This window comes from Oerskovia jenensis (genome assembly GCF_016907235.1).
Taxonomy (GTDB): domain Bacteria; phylum Actinomycetota; class Actinomycetes; order Actinomycetales; family Cellulomonadaceae; genus Oerskovia; species Oerskovia jenensis.
In genome coordinates, this window is the sequence record NZ_JAFBBO010000001.1 from 2,089,688 (window position 1) to 2,102,976 (window position 13,289).

Below are 13,289 nucleotides of genomic sequence, written 5' to 3' on the forward strand. Positions count from 1 at the left end.
CCCGGCGCACTCTCCGCCGTCGGGCTGAACCGGGGAGACCCACAATTTGCCTTGCCCGCGGCGCACCGGCTCCGGTGCACTGGCCTCATGGAACCCTCCACGCGAGACCTCTTCCCCGACTTCACCGTGGTCGAACGCCTCGACACCTCTCCCGAGGTGCTGGAGCACGCGGGCATCGTGCTGTCCCAGGGGCGACACTCCTGGTACAGCGGCCACTACCACCGTGAGAGCTTCGCGGGCCGCGCCCGCTACCTCTTCGCCGGTTCCCCGACCTACCGAGGCGTCCCGACGGACAAGCTCGTGATCGGCAACTTCTGCCAGTTCGCGTCCGGGACCACGTTCCTGCTGGGCGGCAACCAGGGGCACGACATGGACGCCGTGACGCCGTACGGGTTCAACTTCGTCGAGGGGGCCGGCGACGCATGGAGGCCCGTCGGCGACACGGTCGTCGGGCACGAGGTCTGGTGCGGGTACGAGTCGACGATCCTTGGCGGTGTGCACATCGGGGTCGGCGCGATCATCGGGGCGCGCACCGTCGTCGCGAAGGACGTCGCGCCCTTCTCGGTGGTCGTGGGCGACGGGCGCGTGGTGCGCCACCGGTTCGACCCGCTGCGGCGCAAGCTGCTGTGGCGCGCCCGGTGGTGGACCTGGGACGACGAGCACGTCCGCGAGGCGCTGCCGCTCCTGCAGGGCGGGGACGTCGAGGCGCTCGCCAGGTCGGTGGGCATCACGCCCGACGACGTCGCGCACGACCCGGACCCGGCCCACCTGACGGGCCTGCGGGCCGCGCTACCGCCCGAGCACGACAGCGCAGCGAACTGAGGGCGGGCCGCCCGGACGCACGAGCGAGCTGCCCCGTCCCCCGACGTCGGTCGAGGGACGGGGCGGCCGTGCGTGCCGTCGGGTGATGATCGTCCGGGCGACGATCAGCGGTCGGCCCAGGCCTCCGGGTAGCCGGGCAGGTCCTCACCGCCGAACTTGGCGTAGTGCAGCGAGGGCATGTCCTTGTTGGCCTCGAGGTACGTGTCGAGGTCGTCCTCGGTGATGGGCGACTGGGGCAGGATCCACTCGGCCGGGACCTGCTCGCCGTTCCAGATCTTCTGGGCCGCGAGCACGGGCGTGCGCCACTGGAACGTCGAGTAGACCGTCCCGAGCGCCGTCATGTCCGTCTCCTGCCACTTGCGCAGGAAGCTCAGCTCGTCCTCGCCCATGAACACCGGGTAGGGCTTGCCGGCGTCCTCGAACGCCTCGACCGCCGCGACGGCGCCGTCACCGGCGTCCATCCAGATGCCGTCCACGTCACCGCGCTGCAGGTACTGCGTCACGATGTCCTTGATCTTCGCGCCGTCGCCACCCGTGAACTCCTGGCCCACGACCTCGATGTCGCTCTCGGAGAAGATCTTGTCGGCCGCGGCCCACCGGTTCTCGAGCACGTCGACACCCGGGAGCACTCGGAGCGCGAGGACCTTCGAGCCGGGCTCGAGGTTCTCGACCAGGAACTCCGCGCCGTCGGCGCCGTAGGCGTAGCCGCCGATCGGGTGGATGTAGGTCACCATGCAGTCGGAGTTGACGCCGCGGTCGAACACGATGACCGGCTTGCCGGACGCGCACGCCGCCTCGACCGCGGGGGTCAGGGTCGCCGTGGTCGAGGGCGAGATGATGATCGCGTCGCAGTCACCGGCCTCGACGAACGCCTGGATGTCGGTGATCTGCTTGTTGTCGTCGTCCGCGGCGTCCGAGACGCGGAACTCCGAGATGTCGCCCGAGGCCTTGAGGACCTCGACCTGCTGCTGCATCGTGATGAACGCCGTCACGCGCCACGGGTTGGACAGCGAGGCGTTGGAGAAGCAGAGCTTCTTGCCGCCCTCCTTCTTGTACTGCGCTGTGTCCACGTACTCGGGGTCGATCGCCTGCAGCCACGGCTGGTCCGTGGGGCCCTCGGGCACCGCGGTGCGCTGCGCGAGCTGACGGTCGTAGTCGGCCTGCACGAACCACTGGCTGTTCGCGCCGGACTCGTTCGACTCCTCCTCCGAGGCGGTGGCCCCTCCGGCGGGGGCGTCGGGCACGTCGGTGCTGCACGCAGCGGTGAACAGCAGAGCCGCGGCCGCGGCCCCTGCCAAGAGAACTCGGGAAGAACGCATTTCCTGCTCCTGATGATCGAGACGTCGTCGTCTGATGGATGCGCTGGACGATGGTGCTGGACGGGCGCTGACTGCAGCGGCAGGCCGCCCGGCAGGAAACGGGCATGCCGCGTCGAACGGAGTGTTCGAGGGTGTTCGTCGATCTCCCGGCCCACGGGCGCGACACCGAGACCGTCCGGGAGAGGTGTGCAGGTCCTGTCGCCAGTACCTGCGGGCTTCGAACTAGACCTTCGAGGCCCTCGCGGGACGGCCCGGGACGGGGGCCCCGAGGAGCGACAGGAGCTGAGCCCTGATCCGGAGCTCGCTCTCCGGCGCGCAGGACTGCGGCCGGAACAACGAGATCTGCTTGGTGCCCTCCATCGCGGAGAACATCACGCTGACCGCGCCGTCCACGTCGTCGCACTCGAGCTCCCCGGCCCCGACCGCCCGGTGGGTCAGGCCCAGGAAGTACCGCTCCGCCTCGTCCAGGAAGCCGGCCCAGCTTGCCCGGACGTCCTGGTCGTAGAGCGCCTGCGCGACGATCTCCATCGTGAAGACCCGGTTCGCGTCGTCCAGCAGACAGCTGCGCACCGAGTACTCCACGGCGGCCTCGACCTTGGCGTACGCACTCGTCGCCTGCTCGGTCGCGGCGGTCATCGCTTCACGCCACTGGCGGTAGTAGACACCGCACGCGGCCAGCACGACCTCCTTCTTCGAGGAGTAGTGCCAGTACAGGCTGCCCTTCGTCACCCCGGCGCCCGCCGCGATCGCGTCCATGTTGACCCCGGCGATGCCTCGCGTCGAGAACAGCGTGAACGCTGCGAGCGCGAGCTCGTCGGGCTTGGCAACAGTGGGCGAGGACGTCGGCATGACGCCACCCTACCTCCTTCCATACTGGCCGGTACTGAGTGGGGCGGTACCGAACCGGGCGAACCGGTCGTGCGCCTGCCGACGCACGACCGGGGTCAGGCGAACGCGGGCACGCGCTCGGTGAAGCCGGCCGCGGCGACCTCCTTGCGCAGCCAGGACAGCGAGTCGGCCAGCATGGGGCCACCCTGCCCCTCGCACTCGATGCTGAGCACGCCGTCGAACCCGTCGGCGCTGAGCTTCGCGAGGATCTGGCGGATGTTCTCGGCGTTCACCCCGTCCCCCGCGGCGACGTGGCTGATGGCGATGCCGGTCGCCCCACCGCGCACGGAGTCGGCGAGCGACTGCGACACGTCCTTGATGTGCACGTGGTCGATCTTGTCGAGGAAGCGGTCTGCGAACTCGACCGGGTCGTTGCCCGCGATGAAGGTGTTTCCCGTGTCGAGGTTGAGGCGCAACCACGGGGAGTCGCCGCAGAACGCGAGCATCTCCGCGAGCCAGTCGGCCCGGGTCGTGAAGTAGCCGTGGACCTCGATGGTCACGACGATCTCGTGGGCCTCGGCGACGCGGATGATCTCGCCATAGCTGCGCTTCATGAGGTCGAGGGCCTCGCGGTCCTCGAGCCCCTCGGGCTTGTGGAGGCCGTCGGTCGTGGCGACCCTGGGTGAGCCGGCGAGGGCGGCCCAGGCGATGGCCTTCTGGACGTAGGGCACGCCCACCGTGAGCCCGTCCCGCCCCGAGAGCGGGTAGGCGGCGTCGATCTGAGAGAACTCGACACCGTAGGTCGCCATCTTCTTCCGGAGGAGCGCCGGGTCCTCGAGGAGCGAGACGTGCGGGAAGTAGCCGAGCCCGTGGATCCAGCAGGCCCCCTCGATCACGCCCGGCTCGATGTAGTGGACGTCGTTCTCCTGGGCCCAGGCCAGGGCCTGCTCGAACGACTTGTGGCTGGAGTTGAAGGCGTCGGTGTGGAAACCGATCCCGATCTGCGGCATGAGACTCCTTCGTCTGGGTAGGAACGTACTGGTCGGTGCAGCATGTTCGTCGGCAAGCCTGGGCCTTCATCGTTGAGTTCCCGTCACGCTGCGCAGCCCTGCACACCCTCACCATACCGACCAGTATTGCAAAGTGGTGACGCTGACACTAGCATCACGATCACGTTCTGACGACCATCAATCAAAAGTCGCCAGATCGACGGACGAACGGATCGCAGGGGCCCGACGCGACGAAGCGGACACGAGGGAGCACGGATGAGAACGCGAAGAGGGGCCGCGATAGCGGCCTGCCTGGCACTGTCCACAGGACTGGCAGGCGTACTGACAGCACCGGCCACCGCCCACGAGGGGCACGAGCACCCGGACGCCCCCGAGTTCCGGGCGCTGATCTTCTCGGAGACCGCCGGGTTCGTGCACGACTCGGTCCCCGAGGCCAAGGCCATGTGGGACGAGCTCGCCGCGGCGGGCGGGTTCGAGGTCGTCCAGGCGACCGACTCGGCCCTCTTCACCGACGAGGGGCTCGCGGACTTCGACGTGATCGTCCTGGCCCAGGCGTCCGGCGACGTCTGGAACGCGGCTGAGGAGAAGGCCTTCGAGAAGTACGTGCGCGGGGGCGGTGGCGTCGTCGCGATGCACAACCCGCTCGACATGGAACCGGGCTTCCCGTTCTACCGCTCGCTCATCGGGACCGAGTTCACGGCTCACTCCGCCGCGGGCACCGCGGGCGAGATGGCGGTCGTCGACCGCGACCACCCCTCGACCGCCGACCTGCCCGAGCGGTGGGAGCGCAACGAGGAGTGGTACGGCTTCACCAAGTCGGTCCGCGGCGACAAGCACGTGCTCGCCCAGCTCGACCCGACGAGCGTCCCGACGTCGACCCCCGGACGCATGGTCGACCACCCGGTCACGTGGTGCGCGGACTACGAGGGTGGCCGGACGTGGGTGACCTCGGTCGGGCACGCCAAGTCCTCGTACAGCGAGGAGAACGTACGCAAGCACGCGCTGGGCGGCATCCGCTACGCGGCCGGTGTCGAAGCCGGCGACTGCGGCGGCACGGTGTGGGACGACTTCGACAAGGTCCCGCTCGACACCAACACCTCGGCTCCATGGGGCATCGCGGTGGCCGGCGACGGCCGCGTCTTCTTCACCGAGCTCGTCCGCGGCCAGGTCCGGATCTACGACCCGGAGCTCCAGAGCACCGTGACGGCCGCGACGATCCCCGTGTACGGGGGCGGCGAGGACGGCATGCTCGGCCTGGCGCTCGACCCGCAGTTCGCCCAGAACAACTGGGTGTACCTGTACTACTCGCCCCAGGCCGCAGGTTCGGTCAACCGGCTCTCCCGCTTCACCATGGAGGGCAACACCATGCAGCTCGACTCCGAGGTCGTGATGCTGGAGATCCCGGCAGGGCGCGACGACAAGGAGATCGGGCACACGGGCGGCACGCTGCGCTTCGACGGGCAGGGCAACCTGTGGCTGTCGGTCGGCGACGACGTCGTGCCGTTCGAGTCCTCGGGCTACACCCCGATCGACGAGCGTCCGGGCCGCGCACACTTCGACGCCCAGGGCACGTCGGCCAACAGCAACGACCTGCGCGGCAAGCTCCTGCGCATCACGCCCGAGCCGGACGGCACCTACTCCGTCCCCGAGGGCAACCTGTTCCCCGAGGCCGAGGACACCGCGGACAAGACCCGTCCCGAGATCTACGCGATGGGCTTCCGCAACCCGTTCCGTTTCACGGTCGACGTCGACGGCACGGTCTACCTGGCCGACTACGGGCCCGACGCGGGTAGCGCCAACCCGAACCGCGGCCCCGCGGGCTACGTCGAGTGGCAGTCCATCAAGGCCCCGGGCAACTACGGCTGGCCGTACTGCCACGCGAACAACATCGCGTACAACGACTTCGACTTCGTGACGAACACGTCGGGTGCGAAGTTCGACTGCGCCAACCCCGTCAACACGTCCCCGAACAACACCGGCCTGACCGAGCTCCCGCCGTCGGTCCCCGCAGAGGTCTACTACTCGTACGGCGCCTCGGCCGAGTTCCCGCAGCTCGGCAGCGGTGCGGGCGCACCCATGGCCGGTCCGGTCTACCACTTCGACGAGGCGCTCGACTCGGACCGCAAGTGGCCCGAGTACTTCAGCGGCACGCCGCTGTTCTTCGAGTGGGGGCGCAACTTCATCAAGGAGTTCCCGCTCGCCGCGGACGGTTCGCTGCTCGCGATCAACCCGGTGCTGTCCAACCAGCAGTTCCTCTCGCCGCTCGACCTGCAGTTCGGACCCGACGGCGCGCTGTACCTCCTCGAGTGGGGTGGCGGCTTCGGTCGCGACAACCCGAACTCGGGCCTGTACCGCGTCGACTACGCCGCAGACGGCAGGGCACCCACGGCGAAGGCCACGGCCGACGTCACGACGGGCCTCGCCCCGCTGAGCGTGACGTTCTCGAGCGAGGGCACCGTCGACCGGGACGGCGACGAGCTCGACTTCGCGTGGGACTTCGGCGACGGCAGCACCTCGACCGAGCAGAACCCGACGCACGTCTACACGACCAACGGCAACTTCGAGGCGCGCCTGACGGTCACGGAGCGGACCGAGTCCGCCAAGACCGGTACCGCCACGGTGCCGATCGTCGTGGGCAACACGAGCCCGGTCGTGACGATCACGGCTCCGCCGAACGGCAGCTTCTTCCGCTGGAACGACGTCCTGCCGTGGAAGGTCGAGGTGACCGACGCCGAGGACGGCCAGGTCGACTGCCAGGACGTCACGGTGCAGCCGGCCCTGGGCCACGACGAGCACGCGCACCCCACGCTGCCCGTCAACGCGTGCGAGGGCGAGGCCTCGACGATCCTCGACGAGGGGCACCTCGAGGCCGACGCGTTCTGGGTCATCGACGCGCGCTACACCGACAAGGGCGGAGCCGCGGGCGTCCAGCCGATCACGACGAGCGCGACCAACGTCTACCGTCCGACGCGCTTCCAGGCGCACTACTGGGACGAGGTCAAGGGGGTCGCGGTCGAGAACAACGCGGCCGCCGAGCTCGGCCAGTACGTGGGCGACATCCAGGACAACGACTGGCTGCGCTACGAGGACATGAACTTCCAGGGGATCGACGCCGTGCGCTACCGCGTGTCGGCCGGTCCGGAGGGCGGTGGCCGGATCGAGATGCGCCTCGGCTCGCCGACCGGTCAGCTCGTGGCCACGACGCCCGTGAACAGCACGGGCGGGTGGTTCGCGTTCAAGGAGACGGACCCGACGCCGATCACCGCTCCCGCGGGGACGCACGACGTCTACCTGGTCTTCCGCTCGAACCCCGGGGTCAACTGGTCGATGACGCTCGACGTCTTCGAGGCCGTCGGGTCCGGGGTCGGGGTCCCACCCGAGGGGACGCCTCGCCAGGACACCTCGACCCAGGGTGACTGGATCGGGAAGTACGGCACGGCGGGCTACTCGATCCCGCAGGTCGGGACGCAGCTCCCCCAGGGCGTCACGGTGGCTCCGGTGACGGGGACGCAGGCCTGGACGTGGGAGCAGAGCACCACCAAGCGGTCTGCGCTCCAGGTCCCGCCCGACGGCGCCGCGCGTCGTGCGTCGACCTGGTTCGGCGCCGGGGCGGCGGTCGACGTCACGGTCCCCGAGGGATCGGTCTACGACCTGTCGGTCTACGTCAACAGCCACGACATGGCGAGGACGCAGAACGTCCAGGTGCTGCGTACGGACGGTTCTGTCCTCTACCCGGCGTTCTCGGTCTCCGACAACGCCGCGGGCGTGTGGCTCACGTACCGGATCGAGTCCTCGGTCCGGGTCAAGGCCGACAAGGTGACCGGGCCGAACGCCGTGATCGGCGGCATCTTCCTCGACACGCCCGACGTCGAGCAGCCAGAGCTCGACGTCGCCGTGACGGTCGCTCCCAAGTGCGTCGCGGGCCGCACGACGCTCACGGTCCGCGCCACCAACGGCGAGGACGTCCCGGTGGACGTCGTCGTCGAGACCCCGCACGGTCGCAAGACCTTCGCGGGCGTGGCACCGGGCAAGTCCGCCCAGCAGTCCTTCGCGACCCGGGCCGCCGGCATCCCCGCCGGCGAGGTCACCGTGACCGCGACGGGCGACACAGGATCCGGTCCGATCTCCACGGAGATCGTGACCGGCTACGAGGCGGCCGGATGCAGCTGACCGCCCTCGGGGCTCCACGCGCCTACCTCTCCTGAGGCGCTGGGGGCTCCTCACGAGCCCGGGGTCGGTGTCGTCCTTCTGTCGGACGGCGACGCCGGCCCCGGGCTCGACACCCCGACGGGAAAAGCACGAAGGCCAGGAACCTTGCGGTTCCTGGCCTTCGTGTTCTGTGCGCCCGGAGGGATTCGAACCCCCAACCTTCTGATCCGTAGTCAGATGCTGAGCGTATTCGGGTCGCAGGCCGCGCGCGGTGCGGGGTGAGGTGAAGGCAAACACTGGGATCTCCAACGGTCACATGTAGTTTCTATCCCACAACCGTCCTCCTATGCGGGCACCCGGTCAAGCCCCCTATGCCCCGGCCCGGGCGCGCCCAGGGGCAAGCGCTTCCGGCGGCTTCGTGGGCTACTCCGACCCGGTCCCGCCGGCGCACTAGTGGGATGCCGGAGGCCACGATAACCGCAGGGGCGGGTCGCGGGCTGCCCGCTTGTCCTCTGGGCCTAGGACCGGACGGGAGGTCGGTAGTCGAGTAGTCGAGGCGCACCCCAGTGCTGAACTGGAGTCGATCGACCGAAGCCCTGTTAGTAGACGGCGACGGCGTCGATCACGATGGCGGGGCCGGGAATGTGGGCTTGGACATCGTCGACGGGCAGGTCGATCTTGAGCGGTCTGCATGACCTCGGGATCAGGCTCCGTCACAACCGAGGGGTGCCCGCGTTAGTGGGGGCGACGGCGCAACAGCGCACCATCCGAGGTTGGCTGGCCAGATCGGTGTCCTGGGAGGTCGCCGCACCGACGAACGTCAGGACTAGCGGCCGTGGATGCTGCACACGATGTTCGAGTCGCCGACTCGATGGCCTCAAGAGCATCTTGACCCGATGCCGCTTGAACCCAAGCGCCCGGAACGTCGACGATTGGGGGCACGGGTGGGAGGCCTAGCGGCTCCGCCGCGACAAGCAGGCGATGTATGCGCCCGATACAGCCGCCGCTCCAAGCTCTTCAGCCTCGCTTGTCGTCGTGTCGACGCACGTGACGTCGGTTTCCAGGACGTAGACGAACCGGCCAGGAGGTCGAGGACAATTCGACGGCTGAGGTTCCTACACCAGCCCACCGAGAAGGACCTCGACATGGGTGACGCTCCCTTCTGGCCTCCTCACCTCACATCGTTCCCGTGGCTGGCGCGTTCGGTCTATCGTCCCGGGCCACTGCTGACCCCCCCCCGGGGCGTCAGTGCTCGAGCACCAATTGGCCGGGCGGTCTATAACCCATCTGGCGGAGTTGCGCGACGGAGGGCGCCGCCCGCAGAACCAGTCACTCGCCGGCTGGCGCACGGGCCGTTCGGGTGGCACCCTCCACGCATCTGGTGCGGGTCCGCAGGTCGACTTCCCCTGCATGCCGGCGGTTATGCACCCGTAGGACCGCAGACGGCGCAGGCCTCATGGGACCGGGGTGTGGTGGATGCTGCACGCGGCGCTGATGTACCCGCTCGAAGAGTCAGCGATGCTTGTCTGTCCCGCAAGATCTGACGATGCTCAGCGCATTCAAACCCACACAGGTACCTCCTCCGACTCGTGTGGTGCCTTTGCGAACGCATGGTCGGCCTGTTTGAGCAGCAACGTACGGACTTGGCGTACCTCCTCGTGCAGTGGCCGGTCCGTCAAGAACGGGGTTGACACGATACCCAGCCGACCCCAAACGTCCCGATCAGGGCCCTGAGGACGGACCAGGTGCCCGACCTGTGCGACGGCCACTCCAAGCGTGCCGAGGACAAGTTCTACTAGCTCAAGCTGTTGCGCAGTACGGAGGGCCCCGACCAACGACATCGGGACAATGTCTTGGTTCGAGAGATTCGTCGGGATGGCGCTCACCGTGGCTGGGGTCGACTTCTGCCGGATCGACGCGACCATCGCGCTCGCCGCGAGCTGCACACCGGCGAGCCCGCTCGTAGCACCGGGGGTGGGAGCAAGCAAGGGTGGCAGGTCGCCGTTCGTCGCCGGATCGACGAGCACCGCGAGCTGCCGCTCGGCTAGAAACGCGATCTGATGCGCCAGGACACCGTGGTGGTCCGACGCGAGCCCGGAGCCGATCGCGTGGAAGTTGCCCGCGTGGAGCACATCGTCCGCGGTCACCACAGGATTGTCCGAGCAGGCGTGCGCCTCTTGAAGCAGAAGGTCACCGAGTGCCTGAACGTGGTCCCAGACGCTCCCGATGATCTGGGGCGCGCATCGCAGCGAGTACGGCTCCTGCAGTGTGCGGGCATCGGCGGCGGACCGCTCGACCGTCAGTTGATCCCGGATCCAGCGTGAGGCGAGGAGATGCCCGGGTAGGCTGCCGCGTGCCTCAACGACCTTTCCCGCGTACGGCTCGGCGCTCGCTCCCAGGAGCTCGACCGCGCGTCCGGTGAGCGCGGCCGCCGCCCAACAGGTGGACTCGAGACGTACGTGGTTCTCGAGGGCAACCGCAAGACTCGCGCTCGACCCGTTGACGAAGGCGAGCGCGTCCCGCGCCTCCCATGCGACGGCTTCGAGCCCGAGTTCCACCAGCACCTCGCCGGCAGGAGCGGGCGCCAACCCGTCGGGGGTCCGACGCCACGCCTCCCCGTGCCCGGCCAGCGCGAGCGCTGCGTGCGCCAGGGGGATTAGGTCACCGCTCGCGGAGACACTGCCGACACTGGGAACCACCGGGACGAATCCAGCGTTGTGGGCGTCCGCCAATACCTGCCAGCGCTCGACCTGCACGGCCGAATACCCTCGGGTCATCCCCGAGAGCCGCAGGCCGAGCATTAGACGGGTCGTCTCCAGTGACAGCGGCTCTCCCTGACCAGCAGCCAGGTGGTGGATAAGACCGAGCCCCTGATCACCGGAGGCTGGGTCCGCCGCGTACCGCACCAGTGGCCCGAAACCGCGTGTCACGCCGTAGACAGCAGCGCCGGACGCGAGCGCCCCATCGAGCTGGAGGGCACTTCGTGCCATCGCGACCTGCTGGGCCGGATCAGCACGCACGGGCTCGTCGAGAAGCCGCCGCACGAGTTGGCGGACGGACTCGCCAGTCACCCGCGCACCTCCGCATTCACGCTGCCGGCCTGCACCATAAACGGGTTGTTGTCGCGCTCCGCGCCCACCGTGGTGTCCGCGAAGTGCCCAGTCAACAAGACCAGGTCGTCGGGCTCTTCCAAGAGGCGACGCAACGAAGCGAGCGTCTGAGCCCGGTCGCCACCCGGCATGTCGGTCCGTCCAATGGTCCCTGCATAGAGAACATCGCCGACAAGCCGATAGCGTACGTCCTCGCCCGAGAAGCCGTACATGACCGAGCCGGGTGTGTGCCCCGGCGTGTGGTGGACCGAGAAGAGCAGATCTGCGAGCGCGAGCTCATCGCCCTCGGCTACCTCCACGACGTTCGTCGGCCGCCTCCACCGCCAGTTCACAGGCAGGACGGCGTCGAACTGCGGGCCGAACTCGGCACCGAGCCACGGCATCGGGTCGTCGAGCATCGGCAGGTCCCCAGGGTGCACGTAGCAAGGCACGTCGTACGCATCGCAGATATCAGTCACCGCAAACGTGTGGTCAAGGTGACCGTGCGTCAGAAGCACTCCCGCGACCGTTCGCCGATGCACAGCTAAGACGTCGGGCAGCCGCTCCATGATCCCCAATCCCGGGTCAACAACGACGCAGGACGATGACCGGTTCGACCCCACCAGGCGACACTTCGTCTCGAACGCGTCGGCGACCACCGATTCGATCAACACGAGACCGTCACAGGTGCACCGCACTCGGAGCGCGCCGGGTCGGCGACGATGTGAACCATGCTCCGAACGACCGACTCAAGTTCGTCGAGCTCCGCCGGGGTATCCGCATCGAGGAAGAACGTCACGACGCGGTCGTCTGACGACCTCAACTCATTCAGTTCAGTCCCGCGCTCACCGAGGACGAGCACGCCTCGCAGCGTGGCGGGTTCTCCGGGTGCACCCGGAGCTAAAGTAGGCCACATCTGCGTCGGCCCGACCCAACTCGGTTCGACACCAGGCCAGTCGACGACAACGTCACGCAGGACGCCGGGTGCGTGGTCGAGATAGACTTGGCGGGCGTACCGGCGGGGGGCGGCGAGCTCTGCACGCTCGCCAAGCGCGATCCTGATGACCTGCGGCTCGAGTGGCTCGCCACACGCAAGGGCGTAGAGGTGCGTGATGCCGTCGCCTGGTGTCCGGGAGGCGATCTCCATGAGGTACACATCGCCGTCCTGGGTGACCCGCCACTCGGAATGGGTGATGCCGTCCTGGTAGTCGAGCGTCTCCAGCACGTCGCGATTCGCCTCAAGCACAGCCCCGGGGACGTGGCTGCCGCCGACACACGCATCCCCCGCGGGCACGGTGTGGCCGAGCTCAACGAACGAGCGGCAGCCGCCCTCATTAGTCCGCTTCTCGGTCACCGAAGCGAAGATGATCTTCCCGCCCTGCACCAACGACTCCACCGAGAACTCGGGACCCTCGATCTGTTGCTCGAGCAGCAGCGTCTCGTGCGGGGGATAGCCCGGCAGTGAACGCATGACCTCGTCTGCGGACATGCATGCGACGACTCCGGAGCTGGCATGCCGGGCGGCTGGCTTGAGCACGGCGGGGTAGTGGATGCCGCCTAATTCGACAGCGCTTCGGGTGCCCGGGGCGATGGTGAGCGACCGTGGCCGGTACCTTTGGATATACGAGCGCTGCAGGTATTTGCTGCGGCACACTCGGCTTGCACGCAGCCCAGGTGACGGGAGGCCTAGCACGTCGCACAGGAGGCCCGCTGGCTCGACGAGCATCTCCTCCATCGCGAAGACACCAGCGATCCGATAAGTCTCCCGCCATCGCTCGATCGCGGCGAAGGTACCGGGCGTGAACGATGACTCAGTGTCCATTTCGCCCGAGACATAGGCAACGTCCTCGACCAGTCCGGCGAGCACGCTGGACTCGACGAGCACGGCCTCAACCTGACCACGGGAGCTCTCCGGGGTCAGAACAAGCGCTTTCAGGCCACGGGCCGCGAGCTCGCGGAGATACCCATGATTGCGAAACAGCACCCGAAACGCGCCAGCCAGGATGAACGCTTCAGGACTGGGCCTCGGGGCGGTATTGTCGAACGATTCCACAGCAGTTCCTCTCATGGGA

At 68.3% G+C, this 13,289-nt stretch carries 8 protein-coding genes and 1 tRNA gene; 2 read left to right on the forward strand and 7 right to left on the reverse strand.

What is annotated here, in order from left to right; translation table 11 throughout:
- Window positions 1–87: 87 nt before the first annotated feature.
- Window positions 88–822, forward strand: coding sequence for an LbetaH domain-containing protein (locus JOD49_RS09400; RefSeq protein ID WP_205306955.1), 735 nt, complete (start codon window positions 88–90; stop codon window positions 820–822).
- A 104-nt stretch (window positions 823–926) separates the two neighbouring features.
- On the opposite strand, the gene JOD49_RS09405 is transcribed toward JOD49_RS09400, so the two are convergent.
- From JOD49_RS09405 to JOD49_RS09415, 3 genes are all read right to left on the reverse strand, one after another.
- On the reverse strand, window positions 927–2,141 hold the full coding sequence (locus tag JOD49_RS09405; RefSeq protein WP_205306956.1) for a substrate-binding domain-containing protein: 1,215 nt from the start codon (window positions 2,139–2,141) through the stop codon (window positions 927–929).
- 222 nt (window positions 2,142–2,363) lie between these two features.
- Entirely contained in the window at window positions 2,364–2,990 is a 627-nt protein-coding gene (locus JOD49_RS09410) for a TetR/AcrR family transcriptional regulator (RefSeq protein WP_205306957.1), read from the reverse strand.
- 95 nt (window positions 2,991–3,085) lie between these two features.
- Window positions 3,086–3,979 carry a sugar phosphate isomerase/epimerase family protein gene (locus tag JOD49_RS09415; RefSeq protein ID WP_205306958.1) on the reverse strand — a complete coding sequence of 298 codons (894 nt, stop codon included), beginning with the start codon at window positions 3,977–3,979 and terminating at the stop codon, window positions 3,086–3,088.
- A gap of 255 nt (window positions 3,980–4,234) precedes the next feature.
- Here JOD49_RS09415 and JOD49_RS09420 point away from each other — a divergent pair, with 255 nt between their 5' ends.
- Complete coding sequence (locus tag JOD49_RS09420) at window positions 4,235–8,149, forward strand: ThuA domain-containing protein (protein ID WP_205306959.1); 3,915 nt, start codon at window positions 4,235–4,237, stop codon at window positions 8,147–8,149.
- Between the two features lie 170 nt (window positions 8,150–8,319).
- Here JOD49_RS09420 and JOD49_RS09425 read toward each other — a convergent pair.
- The 4 genes from JOD49_RS09425 to JOD49_RS09440 all read right to left on the reverse strand — a co-directional run bounded on the left by JOD49_RS09425 (window position 8,320) and on the right by JOD49_RS09440 (window position 13,270).
- Window positions 8,320–8,398: transfer RNA gene (locus JOD49_RS09425), tRNA-Arg, on the reverse strand.
- A gap of 1,289 nt (window positions 8,399–9,687) precedes the next feature.
- A complete protein-coding gene (locus JOD49_RS09430) occupies window positions 9,688–11,199 on the reverse strand; it encodes an aromatic amino acid ammonia-lyase (protein ID WP_205306960.1) in 1,512 nt (503 codons plus the stop codon).
- A complete protein-coding gene (locus JOD49_RS09435) occupies window positions 11,196–11,891 on the reverse strand; it encodes an MBL fold metallo-hydrolase (protein WP_205306961.1) in 696 nt (231 codons plus the stop codon). The genes JOD49_RS09430 and JOD49_RS09435 overlap by 4 nt, the downstream gene beginning before the upstream one ends.
- On the reverse strand, window positions 11,885–13,270 hold the full coding sequence (locus tag JOD49_RS09440; RefSeq protein WP_205306962.1) for an ATP-grasp domain-containing protein: 1,386 nt from the start codon (window positions 13,268–13,270) through the stop codon (window positions 11,885–11,887). The genes JOD49_RS09435 and JOD49_RS09440 overlap by 7 nt, the downstream gene beginning before the upstream one ends.
- Window positions 13,271–13,289: the final 19 nt, after the last annotated feature.